This window comes from Actinopolyspora sabaoui (assembly GCF_051225635.1).
GTDB lineage: Bacteria > Actinomycetota > Actinomycetes > Mycobacteriales > Pseudonocardiaceae > Actinopolyspora.
Genome location: NZ_JBMIHH010000004.1, coordinates 164,421 through 179,131, shown reverse-complemented (window position 1 = coordinate 179,131; position 14,711 = coordinate 164,421). Strand labels below are relative to the sequence as shown.

Below are 14,711 nucleotides of genomic sequence, written 5' to 3'. Positions count from 1 at the left end.
TTCAGCGTTTCTTCGGTGCCGGATCCTTACGAAGCAGGTCCGGGCCAAGGATCCGCCGCACGACGCGGCGGGCGAGGCTGCGTCGTTTCCGCGGTTGTCCGGCCGCTGCTCCGTTCGACGAACCCGAGGATTCGGTGGTCTCGCCGGGCCCGGACGACTGCGGTTCCCCTGCCGGTGTGGTACCGGCGGTAGGCGAGTCGTCCGGCGGATGGGGAGCGGCGGTCGCCGGTTCGGCGGTCAGCCGTTTGGCGAACTCCGGAGTTTGGTCACGGATCGCGGGTATGAACGGCTGGGTGACTTCGAGCCGTTCCGCCCAGGGCGCCGGGGTCGGTGGCTGCTCCGGGAAAACGAGTTCTCCCTCGATCCGGGTGGTCAGCGGCCCCGCGTCGCCTACGGCATCCCTGTGCGGTTGTTCGGTTGGCACCATGGGCTGGAACCAGGTCCGAGCACGGTCGTCTTGAAGTGTCATCCGTCTTGACTCGTGATAGGAGCAACGGTCAGTAACACCGGTGGGTGATCCCGTCCGGTGTGACAGAGCCTACCGGTAACACTGCGATAAAGCACCACCCGTCTGCGCTGGACAACGACACAGCAAGATCACAGCGGTGCTGCGAACCTCTCCGAGGCCCCGCTGAGCTGGTATTGCGCGGTTCGAAGCAGGAAAGTGTGGCACTTATTACCTCTTGTCGCCGCCACGGCGGCCGGGCGTGTTCCGTGGCCGTGCCGCGACTTTCGGTGTCCGTGGCGACAGTACCGACACGATCGGCGGGGTGCGATCACGAGGTGCGGCGGCCCTTGTCCAACGGGGAGGCTATCCCGTGGCCGAGCGAGTGATCAACGGATCCCCTCTCAACGATCCCGCCGAGTGATCACCCGGGCCAGTTCCGCCAGTTCAGGACCGGCTTTCCGATCCGTGCCCGCCGTGGCCAGCTCGGTCAACGCCAACGACAACAACCGGTCGGCCTCGTCGAGACTGAACTGCTTCCCACCGGCCGACTCGACGAGTTCGGCCACCCGGGCCACTTCCGGAGCGGACAGGGGATGCCCACGGTAGTACAACGTGCGCAACTGCTCGGCGGCCGGAGTGTCGCTGCTCAGCGCGGCCAACACCGGCAGGGTCTTCTTCCCGGCCCGAAGGTCGGAGTGGACGGGTTTCCCGGTCTGTCGCGGATCGCCCCAGATACCGAGCAAGTCGTCGACGTGCTGAAAGGCCAGCCCGAGATACTCGCCGAAGGTGTGTAGTTTGTCCACACCCGCTCCTGTCGCACCCCCGAACAAGGCCCCGAGCGCACACGCACATCCCAACAGCGAACCGGTTTTGGCAGTGGCCATGCTTTCGCACTCGGCCAGGGTGACGTCGCGGCGACGTTCGAAGTCCAGGTCCGCGCTCTGTCCCTGTATCAGCGTCCGCACCGTGCCGCTGAGGGTGTGTACCGTTTCGGTGGCCGCGGGGTGCTCACTGGCCACGAGCACGTCGGTGGCCGTGGCCAGCAAGGCGTCTCCGGCCAGGATCGCCTCTCCGGAGCCGAACACACTCCAGGCGGTACGGCGGTGTCGTCGGGTTTCGTCGCCGTCGATGACGTCGTCGTGCAGCAGGGAGAAATTGTGCACCAGCTCCACGCCCACCGCCGCGGGCACGGCCGCTTCGGCAGAGCCCCCCACCGCCTCGGCGGTGAGCAGCACCAGCGCCGAACGCAACGTCTTGCCGCTCTGACCGTGGACGGGCGTACCGTGTTCGTCCCGCCAGCCCAGGTGATAGGTGGCCACGGCACGTGCTGCCGGGGACAGCCGGTCGACGGCGGCGCGCAGACTGGGAAGCACCAGTTCACGAGTGGAATCGAGTATTTCGGTGCTGGATCGGATGTTGTCGGTGTCTTCGATGGTGGCCAAGGTGATCATCCCTTGCGGAAAGGAGGCTCGCGGGCCGGTGGCGAAACGAGTGGTCGTGGCAGTGGCCGAGTTCGCGGCGAGTCTCGGGCGGTTCGAAAGCTCGGAGGCGGAACCGCTCGTCGAGTGACCGAAATGTCGAGATCAGGTTCGATCTCGGGAAGTTCCCGGGATTTTCCGGAAGGTCGTCGCGGGGATCAGTGTCCGATTTCGACGTGTTCGAGGACGCCGAGCGCGTCGGGGACCAGCACGGCCGCGGAATAGTAGGCACTGACGAGGTAGGAGATGATGGCCTTGTCGTCGATGCCCATGAACCGCGCGTTGAGGCTGGGGGCGCACTCGTGGGGGATGCCGGTCTGGTGCAGTCCCACGACTCCCTGACTGTCCTCACCGGTGCGCATCACCAGCACGGAGCTGGTCGAGGTGTCGCTGATCGGGATCTTGTCGCAGGGCAGCAGCGGCACGTCGCGCCAGGAGAGCAGGGTATGACCGTCGCGTTGTGTTGTGGCGGGGGACACATCCCGCCGGTTGCATTCCCTGCCGAACGCGGCGATGACGCGCGGATGCGCCAGGAAGAATTCCGATTTGCGGCGTCGGGAGAGCAGTTCGTCGAGGTCGTCGGGGGTGGGTGGGCCGGTACGTGTGTGAATCCGCTGCGACAGATCCGCACTGTGCAACAACCCGAACTCCCGATTATTGACCAGCTCCTCCTCCTGACGCTCCCGCAACGCCTCAATCGTCAACCGCAACTGCTGCTCAGTCTGATTCATCGGCTGGTTGTACAAATCAGCCACCCGACTATGCACCCGCAACACCGTCTGCGCCACACTCAACTCATACTCCCGCGGCGCCACCTCATAATCCACATACGTCCCCGCCAACAACGACTCACCCCAATGCCCCGACGCCACATCAATCACCGCCTCACCGTGCTTGTTGTGGGGTGGGGTCGGCTGGGCTTCGGCCTGTCGTAGGTGCCGGGACAGGTCCTCGAAACGTTCGGTCATCTCCCGGGCGTCCTGTCGGGACAGGGTGAGCACGGTGCAGGCAGTGATGGCCTTGACGGTGTGGGGCCAGATGGCGTCGTCGTCGACCAGGATTCGTTGTCCGAGATGTTCCCCGTCGGCGAGCACGTCCAGCACGCTGTCGTCACCGTACTCCCCGGGACCGATCTTGTTGGCCTTACCGTGCGCCAGCAACACCACCCGATCCGCGTCCCGGCCCTGTTCGGTGATCAGTTGGCCGGGATCGTAGTGGTGTTGCGCGAACCGGTCGGCCAGAGCCGACAGGGTCGAGTCGTCGTCGAAACCACGCAGCAACGGCAACTCCCGCAGCTCCTGCGGAATCACCCGCACCTGAGCCCCGGTGTTGGTAAACGTCAACCGCCCATCACCCAACTGATACGTCAACCGCCGGTTGACGCGGTAGGTGCCTGCTTCCACTCGCACCCAGGGCAGCATCCGCAGCAACCACCGCGAGGTGATGCCCCGCATCTGCGGCGTCGACTTCGTCGTCGTGGACAGTTTGCGAGCGGCTTCGACGGTGAGACTGGAGTGCTCGGGGGAAACGGCGGTGTCCGGGTCGGAAACAGTCACGATGGGTGATTACCAATCTGCTCTGATACGGAAAACGTGTGTGGTGGTCTCCGGCCGCGCTGGGACACTTCGCACGCGGCCGGGACGGCGGCGGTGATTAGACCGGGAAGACATCCACGGTTGGGGTGGGACAATCGGTGGTGGGCAGGGGACGCTGCGCCACCTGGGGCGCGGGTGCGGCGTGGTGGGTGGGCCACTCGGTTTCCAGCAACCAACCCAACTCACCGGTGATCCAGCGTTCGAGATCGTCGAGGTAGCTGTCGAGCTGCCTGCCGGCCGTGGGGGAGAGTCGGTATTCGGCACGGGCCCCGGCTATGTCCCGGCTCAGCAGGGATTCGAATCGTTGCTGCCGTCTGCGCAGCAGATCGGTCAGTATGCTCACGGCGTGGTGTCTTCGCCCGTCGTACGGTCGTCTTGGTGTCGGTATCGTTGCCACAGGGTTTTCGCGCAAGCTGCGGCGGTGCGCGATGACGAGATCCCGGTGCAGGGTCGTGATCTCGGCGAAGACTTGCCGCAGTGAACGCATCGCGGGGCTGCGTACCATTTTGGGGGGTATGTCCGGCCCCAGGCGCAGTTCGGTCAGTGCCAACCGAAAATGGGATCGAGCGGTTCGGGGTGGCGTCTCCAGCGGAGCGAGCAGATCGGCGGCCTCGCTCCCGCCGGGTTCGAACGGTTCGCCCGCCGTGTGACGCAGGAATTTCCGGATGCGTTGTCGGAAACGAGGCTGCGCCCGTTTCGGAATGATCGTGGTGGTGCGGGTCCACAACTCGGCCAGTGCCTGTTCGGCCGGTTCGCTGGTGCTGGGCATCTTCGTGGGATCAGGGGCCATGAATTCGGCCAGTCGTGGCCACGGTTGATACCGCTCACGGTGGGCACCGTCGTTGATCCACCGTGCCCACAGAGTCCAGTCGGCGATCAGGGCCAGCTCGGTCTCGCCCGCATGGGGGAGCACTCTGGCCGCGAGTAGTGCGTAATCGATGTTGGTGCGTGTGGTGCTCGGAAACGCGTTTTCGTAACTGCCGTGCCGTTGGGCCCAGCTCGCGGTCCGGGAGCGCAACCGGGTCAGTAGCGGGTTCGTGGGTGCCCGGTTCGTGTCGTGGCTTCGGGTGCTCCATGGGAAGAGTTCCCACCGGGGTCGGAAGCGGCCGGACTCCATCGGTGAGCCGGTGGTGGTCACCGGTCGGGGGTTGTGGCCAGTGGCGGTGAAACCGAGGCCTGCCGGTTGCCGTATCCGGGTGGTGTGGATCGGCCCGGTGTTCATGTAGCGAGTGGACAGCGAGTGCCACTCGTGTGCTCCCGCCAACCAGTCACGCATCCCGTTGACATAGGTCAACACGGTTGTGCGCTGCTGTTCGGGTAGTTCGTGTTCGCTGAGCAGGGCGGGCAGACCACGGTGCAGCGTGATCTCGAAGAGATGCACCCGTCGGGTCAGCACGGTGTTGGCGATCTCGGCGGCTCGCTGGGGCGAACATTCCAGGAAACGTTCGACACTCAGTACCGTGTTGTCGCGTTTTCGTTCCTGCCGGGTTTCGCGTTGGTAGGAGAAGAGGTCGTTGCACAGTCGCAGCGCGTCGGCGAAGCACTCCCGCAGCAGCCGTAACGGCCTGCTGCGGGCCACAGCCAGCGGCAACGGGCTGCCGAGGGGGTACTCGACCAGTGTGGCCACCCAGCGGGCTCCGCTCGAGTGGCGGCTGCCGCGGAGGTGGTCGACGGGGTTGGGAAACGACTCGAGTGGGCGGCAGGGTTGATGTACTCGTGCCGTCAGCAGGATATGGAGCTCGGCGGCCAGGCGTCGCAGCAGTCGGGGAGTGGTCGTTGCGGCTGTACGCTGCCACAGCTCGGCCAACCCGCGTTCGAGTGGTGTGTTCGGTTCGGGAACGCATCCGGCGGTGGTGCGTAGGAATCCGAGGAGGCGCTGTACGTCTCGCCGTGCTTCCGTGGATGAGCCGGGGCGCTCGTCGTGGGGTGGCAGCTGATCGTCGAGGAGGAACATCCACGCGTACCAGTCGGCGAGCAGGTTCAGTGTCGCTGTCGAGACGTCGGGGTGGGTGTAGCCGGCCAACAGGGCGTAGTCGTGGTCGTCGAATTCGGTTTCGTCCGGAATCGTGGTGGCCGTGGCCGTGCTTCGGGGCCGGCTGAGCAGTCCGGTTTCCCGGGCCCATCGTGTGGTGTGTGTCCTGGCGGAGTCGACGTGCGGATTCAGACGGGCGGGGTGGGGTGTGTAGAAGTCCGGGAGTTCGAAGGGACGCATATGATCAGTCCTGGCGTCCGATTTCGACGTGTTCGAGGACGCCGAGCGCGTCGGGGACCAGCACGGCCGCGGAATAGTAGGCACTGACGAGGTAGGAGATGATGGCCTTGTCGTCGATGCCCATGAACCGCACGGACAAACCGGGCTGATACTCGTCGGGGATTCCGGTCTGGTGCAGCCCGACGACACCCTGGTTCTGCTCGCCGGTGCGCATCAGCAGTATCGAGCTCGTGCGGGTGTCACTGACGTGCAGTTTGTTGCACGGGAAAATGGGGACCCCGCGCCAGGAGGGAACTTTGTTGCCGTTGATGTCGATGCTTTGGGGGTAGATTCCCCGCCGGTTGCATTCCCTGCCGAACGCGGCGATGACACGCGGATGCGCCAGGAAGAATTCGGAGTCCTTCCACACCAATGCCAACAGTTCGTCGAGGTCGTCGGGGGTGGGTGGGCCGGTACGTGTGTGAATCCGCTGCGACAGATCCGCACTGTGCAACAACCCGAACTCCCGATTATTGACCAGCTCCTCCTCCTGACGCTCCCGCAACGCCTCAATCGTCAACCGCAACTGCTGCTCAGTCTGATTCATCGGCTGGTTGTACAAATCAGCCACCCGACTATGCACCCGCAACACCGTCTGCGCCACACTCAACTCATACTCCCGCGGCGCCACCTCATAATCCACATACGTCCCCGCCAACAACGACTCACCCCAATGCCCCGACGCCACATCAATCACCGCCTCACCGTGGGCGTTGCTCGGACGTCGTGGGCTCTGCGCGGCGGTGGTGATGTGGGAACGCAGTTCGTCGGCCGAGGGCATTTCCCGAATCGTGTGGTGCGGCAGACTCAGCACGGTGCAGGCAGTGATGGCCTTGACCGTGTATTCCCAGTTGGTCTCACCGTCGGCGAGTACGTGCGCCCCGACGTGCTCTCCGTCGGCGAGCACGTCCAGCACGCTGTCGTCACCGTACTCACCGGGACCGATCTTGTTGGCCTTACCGTGCGCCAGCAACACCACCCGATCCGCGGCACCGCCTCGTTGGGTGATCAGCTCTCCCGGTTGGTACTCCTCCTGAACGAACCGGTCGGCCAGAGCCGACAGGGTCGAGTCGTCGTCGAAACCACGCAGCAACGGCAACTCCCGCAACTCCTGCGGAATCACCCGCACCTGAGCCCCGGTGTTGGTAAACGTCAACCGCCCATCACCCAACTGATACGTCAACCGCCGGTTGACGCGGTAGACCCCACCGTTGGCCTGGGTCCAAGGCAACATCCGCAGCAACCACCGCGAGGTGATTCCCTGCATCTGCGGCGTCGACTTCGTCGTCGTCGCCAAATTGCGAGCCGCCTCGGTTCCCAGGCTCAGCTGTGAATACGTGTCTGTTCCAGCCGGATCCACCGTGGTCACGTCCATTCCACCAATCTTGTGCGCCCACAGCGTCGAAACGGTAGTGAGAAAAACTGAAACCCGGATCCAGTGTCCGTCTCGACCTGCCTTCTTTCCTTCACGCCGGGAAGGGAATCCATCGGGATGCGGGATGGAAACTCTTTCAACCCCGAACGATCACGAGATTAGCAGTAGTCACGAGCAACTCAAAGTCACTCGAAAGTGGAAAGTTTGTCTCCCTTTTTCGTGGTCTGTACTGTTATCCATATTTCACCGAATCAGCCGCTTGATCAGCACGCAGTGTAGCCGACAATCCGCCGAATGCGGGTTCGTGTCGGGTGCGGTTGTGATTCACGGCATCGAACGTCGCAACATACACCGTTCGCACGGCCCCGTAATGCTCCACCCTGGGGAGGAAAACGTCGTTGCGCCTTGCGGGGGAACGCTTGCCAACATCGGGCTCATTCGCTATTAATGTCCGACGATGTTCGATGTTTCTCCGGCGCTGGGTTCTCGGGATTTTCGAGATTTCCTCCGGTTCTGCGAACAGGACGTGCTTTCGTGATCCGACGAAGGAGTGACAGTTGAAGTGGAATCTGCGACTGGTGGCCGCGCATCGCGGTATCTGGAAAGCGGGGGAGCTGCAGAACAGACTGGCCGAGTACGGACTGACCGTCTCGGCGGGCAAGATGTCGAGCCTGTGGTCCGGCACACCGATCAGTCTGAAACTGTCCGACCTCGACATCATCTGTGCCGCACTCGACTGCGAGATCGGTGAACTGCTCGTACCGGAAACATCGGCAGTACCGGTCCCCGAACTCGCCGGCCGAACCGCCGTGACAGCACGTCACGACGAGCAACGCACGGGAACGTGAATGAACACCTACGTCAGTGGATTGCTGTGGGTCATCGCAGCGGCGGTCTCGGCCGGGCTGATCGGCTACGCGGTGCGCCGGTTCGGACTGGACGAGGGCAGACCCGGAAACAATGACGCGGCCGGACAGGTATTCGTCATCGTCAGCGGTATGCACGCCGTCGTGTTGGCTTTCGTCATGGTGACTCTTTTCGACGCGGTGGGCGTGGCTCGGGAAGGGGCATACCGAGAGGCACAGAGCCTGGTTGCCGTTGCCTGGGCGGCCGAGGCGCTGCCGGGTGAGACCGCCGAGCGCGTCCGCACGCTCAGCCGGTCCTACGCCCACACGGTCGTCGAACAGGAATGGCCCGGCATGCGGGGGGACAACCGCGTTTCCGGCAACGGTTGGAACCAGCTCGACCGGATACGTGAGACCGTACTTGACGCTCCTGCCAGTGGCGACTGGCAGGAGGGACGCAAAGCAGCGGCGATGGAACGTCTCCGCACGGTCTATCAGCAACGACAGGACCGGCTGAACATGGCCTTCAACCGTGATGTGTCCCCGGTGGTCTGGTTCGTTCTCATCCTCGGAAGTGTGCTCGTGGTGCTGCTGCCGAACTTGTTCGGGGGAACACGGCTACTGCCGCACGTCATGATCGTGTCCACCCTTGCGGGCACCCTCGCGCTGCTGGTGTTCGCGGTCTATCACCTGCAGAACCCGTTCGCCGGCGACTCACGGATCGATCCGACGGCGTTCCGCTGGGCACTGGAACGACTCGGCTCCGATCGATGAGGGTGAGCCGTCACACGCCGCGGGCGGTAGCCGCGCTGCTGACCGCGCTGGCACTGTTCGGCCTGTCGCCCCCGGTCGTGGTGGCACGAGAGCAGGCGGCGGCAGCGGACTGCTCACTGCTGCACGTCACGAGCTCGTTCCGAGCGGGCACCACGCTTCGGCGTGTCACGCCGCCCGGTATGACCACCGAGGCACTGCCACCACCTCCCCGCCCCGTCGAAGCACTGGGCTATTCCGCCGAGCAGGGAAAAGCCTACGGACTCAGCAGCACCGGCATGTTCCCCTTCCGGGACGCGCGCGTGGTCACCATCGATTCCCAGGGGAACACGCACGAGCTCGGTCCACTACGCCCCCGCGCTCCGCGGCGGTCGCTACCGTGGTGGGGCGAGTTCCGATCCGGGGCCATCGCCGGGGACAACTGGTATCTCGTGGCCGGGCATCGGCTCTACACCGTCGACATCGATCCCGACAGTGCCACATATCTGACCGTCACCCACGGCACGTGGTTGGCGCCGTGGCTCGTTCCGCTGTCGATCGGCGATCTCGCGGTCACCGCCGAGAAAACACTGCTCACCGTGACGACCAACAATCGGCGCCAAGTGGTGCTGCTCGAAATCGCCGTGGACAACGGGGAGGTCATCGGGACCCACCCGGTGGCGCTCCCGCCCGCCCGGTACGGAGCCCTCGTCATCACCGAAAGCGGCGTCCGCTACGTGGTCGCCGACAACATCGCGGGCCACAGCAGGTTCTACCGGATCGGGGCCGATTCCGGCGAGGCCGTCGAACTGGCACGAGGCAGGCCGTTGCACCACAACGACGCGGCAGGATGCCTTCGCTCCGAGCCCCCACCACCGTCGTCGTCCACCCCAACACCCCGGCCACCGTCGATGCCACCGGAAACAACCCCAAAACCATCCCCGCCCACCGAACCTCCTCCGGTGGAGACCACACCGCAGTCCCCCACCAACACCCAGAGCCGGAGCAGCACGCCGAGAACGTCCCCCTCGCCGCGGTCACCGAACACATCCGCCCCACAGTCCCGCCCACCGGGCGCGCCCGCCCTTCCCGTCCCGACGCGGCGCAGCCCCGTGCACTCCCTCGACACGGCGACCAAACGACAGTGGGTGCTGGCCACGCTACTGTTGATCATCGGCTCCGGAGTCGTGCTGCGGCGACTACGTTGATTCGTCCGTGTTCGGGAACACCCCGCAAGAGCCGGGTCAAGCCGGTGCGGTCAACAGTGTGGTCAGGATGGGCCAGGCCACGAACACCGCCACCACCAGACATCCGGACTCGACGAACTTCTCGATTCCCGCACCGGCGGGAAACCGCAGCGATTCGGGAAGCACGTGTTGTCGATCCCACCGGGCACCCGGACAATCGGTGCCGCCGCGGCACCGATCGCAGGCACGTTTGAACGGCCACACGAACGGGATCCCCGCATTGGTGGCCCCATCCCCGACGCTGTGCACGATCATACCCAGCGTCACGATCGCCCCCAGCCACACACCGGCGTCGGCGACGGCGTGAACATAGACCAACAACCCGGTGGCCAGCAGTGCGTACAGCGGCGGTGCGGCACGACGCTGCAACTGCAGCGTGCCACGCACCTGGGTGGGCACCGACCAACGCAGCGAACGCAGCGCGGCACTGGTGAGTACATAAACCGCCACGATGCCCACCCATTTCGACGCCAGGGTGGCCCCGGCCAACGCCGCCCCCACCAGAAGCGCGAACACCGGTGTGTGGATGAGTCCTCGATGCTCGCCGGTCTTGCCGGAAGCCCTGGGGTCGTGGGGTAAACGGGTACGGCGATAGGTCCACCTGGCCAACGTCTGCAACAGTTCCGCCGCTCCACGGGTGACCGGCCCGGCTGATTTGGTGATGGTGGACTGGTCGTGGTCGATGTCGGGCAGTAAGGCCGCTCCCGCCCCGGCCAGTGCCCCCAGGGCGATCCCCGCTGGGGTTGGTTGGGCAAAGCTGGCCACCGTGGTGCCGGTCAACAGGCCCGTGGCGGCGTGCGCACCGTTCATCATCGCAAAAAGACCGTTCCGTCGCGTTCGGAGTGAACCAGCGCGAGAAGTGAACCCGCTGGCCGGGCCTGAGGTCGGCCCGGGTGAAACAAGATCACATTCGCTGTGGTGCACCTCGGTGGGCGTCACGGCTTTTCGCGATCACTGTGGAGAGTGCTACTGTGTCCTGTCGCCTGTCATCACGGAGTCCTTCGGTGGCACTGCCAGACGTGGTGATGATTCGGTGCTTCGCCGATCTCCTTGCTGGTGAACTTCCATGAACGTCTGCGACAGGCTGCTCGATACACGTCCGGTCCGGTCCCACGCCGCTTTCCGCCGCTGGTGGGTAGGAAGCACCCTGTCGGTGTTCGGTGGGCAGCTGACGACCGTGGCCGTGCTGTACCAGACTTGGGAGAGCACGGGCAGCTCGCTGGCGGTGGGCAGTCTGGGAATCGCGCGTGCGGTGCCCGCGGTGCTGTTCGGGCTGCTCGGAGGGTCGGTGGCCGACACCGTCGACCGAAGGCGACTGGTGCTGTTGACCACCTCGGGACAGTTCGCCTGCGCCGGGGCGCTGGTCTTGCAGGCGCTGTCCGGTTTCGGCTCGTGGTGGGTGCTGCTGGCGCTGGTCGCCGCGCAGGAGAGTTGCGGAGCCACCGGTGCCCCCGCTCGCAGAAGTTTCACCGCCCGACTGCTGCCGGACCGACAACTCCCCGCCGGGATGGCGCTGAACCACCTCGGCATGCAGACGGCCATGCTCTCGGGACCCGCTCTCGCTGGAGTGATCATCGCCGCGCGGGGAGTGGAGGGCTGCTACCTGCTGAACGCGATGACCTTCGCGGCAGCGTTCTACGCCGTGCTGCGCCTACCGACCATACGTCCGGAAGCAGACGAGAACCGTCGGAAACCGGCTACGATCAGCGCGGGATTGCGTTACGTCGCGAGCAGACCCGAGTTGCACGGTGCGTTTCTCACCGATGTCCTGGCCACCGTCCTCGCCATGCCCACCGTGTTGTTCCCGATGGTCAACGAAGAGCGGTTCGGCGGAAGCCCGGAGACGCTCGGCCTGTTCTGGTCCGCCCTGGCGGCGGGAGGTATCGCGGCGGGCTTGGCTTCCGGCCTGATCACACGGCTCTCCCGTCCAGGGGTGGTCATGCTGACCGCGGCGGGAGTGTGGGCGGTGGCCCTGACCGGATTCGGCGTGGCTCAGCAGCTGTGGCTGCTTCTCGGGTGCCTCACCCTTGGTGGAGCCGCCGACACGATCTCGGTGATCTCACGGGGTGCGCTGGTGCAACTGGCGATCCCGGACTCCCATCGCGGCAGGATCAGTTCCGTGGATCACATCGTCGGTGCCGCCGGGCCGGATCTCGGCGAGTTCCGGGGCGGTCTGCTGGCGGGGGCCACCTCGGCCACGTTCGCCGCGGTGTCCGGTGCGCTCTGCTGCGGCCTGGGAATCCTCACTCTCGCGGTGGCGAACCGACCGTTGCGGCGGTTCACCGTTCCCAACAGCTCGGCCTCGCAACCACTCCAACGTGGCTGACCGTAGTAACAGATTCCCCGCGCCCCACGAACTGCCGTGGATCAACGCTACTCCGATTCGAGGGCGGCACGGATGTCGTTGAGCCAACCGGTGAACTCGAACACCGACAGCCCGGCCTGCTCGCAAACCAGGTCGGTGGCCGTTTCGGTGGTGTGGTTCGTCGAGTCCAGCCACGAACGGTCGCGCAGCACCAGCGCCACCGCCAGCTGCTCACCCATCGGCCACCGCTGTGACGGATGGCTCTCGTTGTGGTCGCGTGCCCATCGGCACCGTTCGGTGATCTCGTTCTTGGTCATATCGACGTTCCTTTCCGTCTGAAGTACAGCCCCGGCCGGCGGAACCGTCGAACGCCGCCGACCCGAGCAGGCGGCAACGTATCACCGAGAACCGCCGGATTCCGCACACCGCTCCGGACCGCCCCGAGATACGGTTTTCGCTTTTTGCGTTCCAGTGAGGCAGCAAGACCACCACATGTCGGTTCTTCGACGGTGCCCGGTCGAACTTCGTTCAGCGCAACGTGTCCCGTTCGTCCTCCGCGAGGACTACGATCACCGCTCGTCGCCACCGCAACGAACCGAAAGGGATCGTATGCACCGCAGCGCACCAGCGACGAGTACGAGCCACTCCTCGGACCTGCCGAAGTCGCGTCGGCGAACCCGGTTTTCGAGCACTCGAGGAGGAGTCGGCAGGCAGGTGTCCAAGCTGTTCTCGGCCGTGGGCGGAACGGTTCTGCTGTTGCTCGCTCTGCCGGGCACCGCACTCGCCGAGGATGTTCCGCCCGAGATCCCGGCCGACTTCGCCCCCGAGGACGCCAAGTGGGCGCCCGCCTTCGACTACGACGGCGACGGGTGCTATCCCAGTGTGGCCGTCGGGGTGAACGGGGTCCTCAACAGTGGATTGAACAATTCCGGGGCACTGGACGGTCAGTGTCACGACCCGTCCGATCTGGAAAACTCCAATGTCTACGCCCGTGCCAAACGCAACAACGGGTGGCAGGCCTACCTCTACGACATGTACTTCCAGAAGGACCAGGCCGTGCCGGGGCTCGACGCCTTCGGCCATCGGCACGACATCGAGCACGTCGTGGTGTGGGTGCACGACGGCAGTGCCCGCTACGTCGCCACCTCCGCACACGGTGACTACAACGTCCACCCCGCCTCCGAGGTCGGCTGGGACGAGGGCACCCACGCCAAAGTCGTCTACCACAAGGACGGAGTCGGCACCCACGCCTTTCGGACGGCAGGAAAGAACGAACAACCGGAGAACCACTGGAACGACTGGCACTACCCGGACCTGGTGAGCTGGCACCGTTTCCCCGGTGACACACGTTCGATCCTGACCGGCGCCGATTTCGGCAGCGCCAGTCTGGCGATCAGCGACGGCGCCTTCCAGGACAATCTCAACAACGCCAAACCGGCGGGCATCCCCTTCGACCCCTACGCGTGACCCGAACGTCGCCGCGGCGGAGCCGGTCGCCATCGTCGAACGTGTCGGTCGCGACAGCTCCGCCGCCGGGTGATCGAAGCAAACGGAGCGATCACTGCTCAGGACGGTCGTGGTTCCCGCAGCGCTGTGTCCAAAGTGCTCATAAGCCGCGCGGTGCGGTTGTCGGCGGTCGGCGCGGCGGGGTACCGACGGAGCACGTCGAGCAAAACCGGCGCGGCGCGTTCTCGCGCCTGCTCGATTGCCGTGTCGCCGACCGCGGGATCACCTGCGGCGTTCAACTCGGCGATGCGCGCGGCACTGGCGGCCGCCCGCAGGATATGGCCCACCTGGCCGGCCTTCGCGATGGGATGCAAATACGCGGCGGAGGCGGCATCACCTGCGGAACGCGCGGCCAGCCGTGCGGTTTCGGTGCCTGCCTCCTTCGCGGCCCGGTGCGCGTCCAACGAGGTGACGCGCTGCAGCTTGGTTCGTTCGGCGCCGTGGACGAACTCCCACGCGGCATCGACAGCCGCGCGCGGGCGGTAATCTCCGGCAACGGCTTCCTCGAACACCGGCAGGACTTCCTGAGCGCTTTCGACCACAAAACGCGCCACGACCCGGAGCTCGTCCATGGTCAACTCGAACTCACCGGTCACGGTTATCACGCATCCGATTCTGCCGTCGAAGGTGCCGGTCCGGTGACGAGCACCTGTCGGTGCTCGACCGTACACTCTTCCGACATGAGGGAGACGATCACGGGCTGCGCCCGCTGTCGCGCCATGATCGGGAGTAGGCATCCTACGAGCTCTCGCTCGGCACGCCTGCTCATTCCCTTGAAACTCTGTCGCGACTGCTGACGAACGGAACCCGGTCGCGGCACGCCTCTCGGGTATCCGCGTGAAACACGCCTCGCTCGGGGTGAATCCGTACTTTCGGAGTCACCGCCGAGCGGGCACACGGTGTGCACGGGG

General features: G+C 65.2%; 13 protein-coding genes. 5 read left to right on the top strand and 8 right to left on the bottom strand.

Features of this window, described 5'->3' with window-relative positions:
- Position 1 precedes the first annotated feature (1 nt).
- From ACOQFL_RS08340 to ACOQFL_RS08320, 5 genes are all read right to left on the bottom strand, one after another.
- The gene (locus ACOQFL_RS08340) at positions 2–469 is read right to left on the bottom strand and encodes a hypothetical protein (protein WP_435543521.1); all 468 of its coding nucleotides are present in this window, start codon (positions 467–469) and stop codon (positions 2–4) included.
- Between the two features lie 380 nt (positions 470–849).
- On the bottom strand, positions 850–1,890 hold the full coding sequence (locus ACOQFL_RS08335) for a family 2 encapsulin nanocompartment cargo protein polyprenyl transferase (RefSeq protein WP_435543520.1): 1,041 nt from the start codon (positions 1,888–1,890) through the stop codon (positions 850–852).
- Positions 1,891–2,084: 194 nt separating this feature from the next.
- Positions 2,085–3,482, bottom strand: a complete 1,398-nt coding sequence (locus tag ACOQFL_RS08330; protein WP_435543519.1) for a family 2B encapsulin nanocompartment shell protein — start codon at positions 3,480–3,482, stop codon at positions 2,085–2,087.
- 97 nt (positions 3,483–3,579) lie between these two features.
- Complete coding sequence (locus tag ACOQFL_RS08325) at positions 3,580–5,733, bottom strand: terpene synthase family protein (protein ID WP_435543518.1); 2,154 nt, start codon at positions 5,731–5,733, stop codon at positions 3,580–3,582.
- Positions 5,734–5,737: 4 nt separating this feature from the next.
- Positions 5,738–7,147, bottom strand: a complete 1,410-nt coding sequence (locus ACOQFL_RS08320) for a family 2B encapsulin nanocompartment shell protein (protein WP_435543517.1) — start codon at positions 7,145–7,147, stop codon at positions 5,738–5,740.
- 557 nt (positions 7,148–7,704) lie between these two features.
- Between ACOQFL_RS08320 and ACOQFL_RS08315 the strand changes: the two genes are divergently transcribed.
- The 3 genes from ACOQFL_RS08315 to ACOQFL_RS08305 are packed head-to-tail and all read left to right on the top strand — an operon-like array spanning position 7,705 to position 9,950.
- Positions 7,705–7,995, top strand: a complete 291-nt coding sequence (locus ACOQFL_RS08315) for a helix-turn-helix domain-containing protein (RefSeq protein ID WP_435543516.1) — start codon at positions 7,705–7,707, stop codon at positions 7,993–7,995.
- Entirely contained in the window at positions 7,996–8,766 is a 771-nt protein-coding gene (locus tag ACOQFL_RS08310) for a bestrophin-like domain (protein WP_435543515.1), read from the top strand.
- Between the two features lie 2 nt (positions 8,767–8,768).
- A complete protein-coding gene (locus ACOQFL_RS08305) occupies positions 8,769–9,950 on the top strand; it encodes a hypothetical protein (RefSeq protein WP_435543514.1) in 1,182 nt (393 codons plus the stop codon).
- A 36-nt stretch (positions 9,951–9,986) separates the two neighbouring features.
- Here ACOQFL_RS08305 and ACOQFL_RS08300 read toward each other — a convergent pair whose 3' ends face one another.
- Positions 9,987–10,799: a metal-dependent hydrolase gene (locus ACOQFL_RS08300; protein WP_435543513.1), complete on the bottom strand. Its 813-nt coding sequence runs from the start codon at positions 10,797–10,799 to the stop codon at positions 9,987–9,989.
- 256 nt (positions 10,800–11,055) lie between these two features.
- Between ACOQFL_RS08300 and ACOQFL_RS08295 the strand changes: the two genes are divergently transcribed.
- A complete protein-coding gene (locus tag ACOQFL_RS08295) occupies positions 11,056–12,315 on the top strand; it encodes an MFS transporter (RefSeq protein ID WP_435543512.1) in 1,260 nt (419 codons plus the stop codon).
- Between the two features lie 47 nt (positions 12,316–12,362).
- Here the strand turns inward: ACOQFL_RS08295 and ACOQFL_RS08290 are convergent, their stop codons facing one another.
- Complete coding sequence (locus tag ACOQFL_RS08290; RefSeq protein ID WP_435543511.1) at positions 12,363–12,611, bottom strand: hypothetical protein; 249 nt, start codon at positions 12,609–12,611, stop codon at positions 12,363–12,365.
- Positions 12,612–13,008: 397 nt separating this feature from the next.
- Here ACOQFL_RS08290 and ACOQFL_RS08285 point away from each other — a divergent pair, with 397 nt between their 5' ends.
- Positions 13,009–13,761: an NPP1 family protein gene (locus ACOQFL_RS08285; protein WP_435543510.1), complete on the top strand. Its 753-nt coding sequence runs from the start codon at positions 13,009–13,011 to the stop codon at positions 13,759–13,761.
- A gap of 98 nt (positions 13,762–13,859) precedes the next feature.
- Here the strand turns inward: ACOQFL_RS08285 and ACOQFL_RS08280 are convergent, their stop codons facing one another.
- Positions 13,860–14,372: a putative immunity protein gene (locus ACOQFL_RS08280; RefSeq protein WP_435543830.1), complete on the bottom strand. Its 513-nt coding sequence runs from the start codon at positions 14,370–14,372 to the stop codon at positions 13,860–13,862.
- Between the last annotated feature and the right edge of the window lie 339 nt (positions 14,373–14,711).

What these genes read in the sequence shown, in the direction of transcription:
- ACOQFL_RS08290 (WP_435543511.1), bottom strand. Translation starts at nt 12,611, where the DNA reads ATGACCAAGAACGAGATCACCGAACGGTGCCGATGGGCACGCGACCAC.
- ACOQFL_RS08280 (WP_435543830.1), bottom strand. Translation starts at nt 14,372, where the DNA reads ATGGACGAGCTCCGGGTCGTGGCGCGTTTTGTGGTCGAAAGCGCTCAG.
- ACOQFL_RS08300 (WP_435543513.1), bottom strand. Translation starts at nt 10,799, where the DNA reads ATGAACGGTGCGCACGCCGCCACGGGCCTGTTGACCGGCACCACGGTG.
- ACOQFL_RS08340 (WP_435543521.1), bottom strand. Translation starts at nt 469, where the DNA reads ATGACACTTCAAGACGACCGTGCTCGGACCTGGTTCCAGCCCATGGTG.
- ACOQFL_RS08295 (WP_435543512.1), top strand. Translation starts at nt 11,056, where the DNA reads ATGAACGTCTGCGACAGGCTGCTCGATACACGTCCGGTCCGGTCCCAC.
- ACOQFL_RS08320 (WP_435543517.1), bottom strand. Translation starts at nt 7,147, where the DNA reads ATGGACGTGACCACGGTGGATCCGGCTGGAACAGACACGTATTCACAG.
- ACOQFL_RS08310 (WP_435543515.1), top strand. Translation starts at nt 7,996, where the DNA reads ATGAACACCTACGTCAGTGGATTGCTGTGGGTCATCGCAGCGGCGGTC.
- ACOQFL_RS08325 (WP_435543518.1), bottom strand. Translation starts at nt 5,733, where the DNA reads ATGCGTCCCTTCGAACTCCCGGACTTCTACACACCCCACCCCGCCCGT.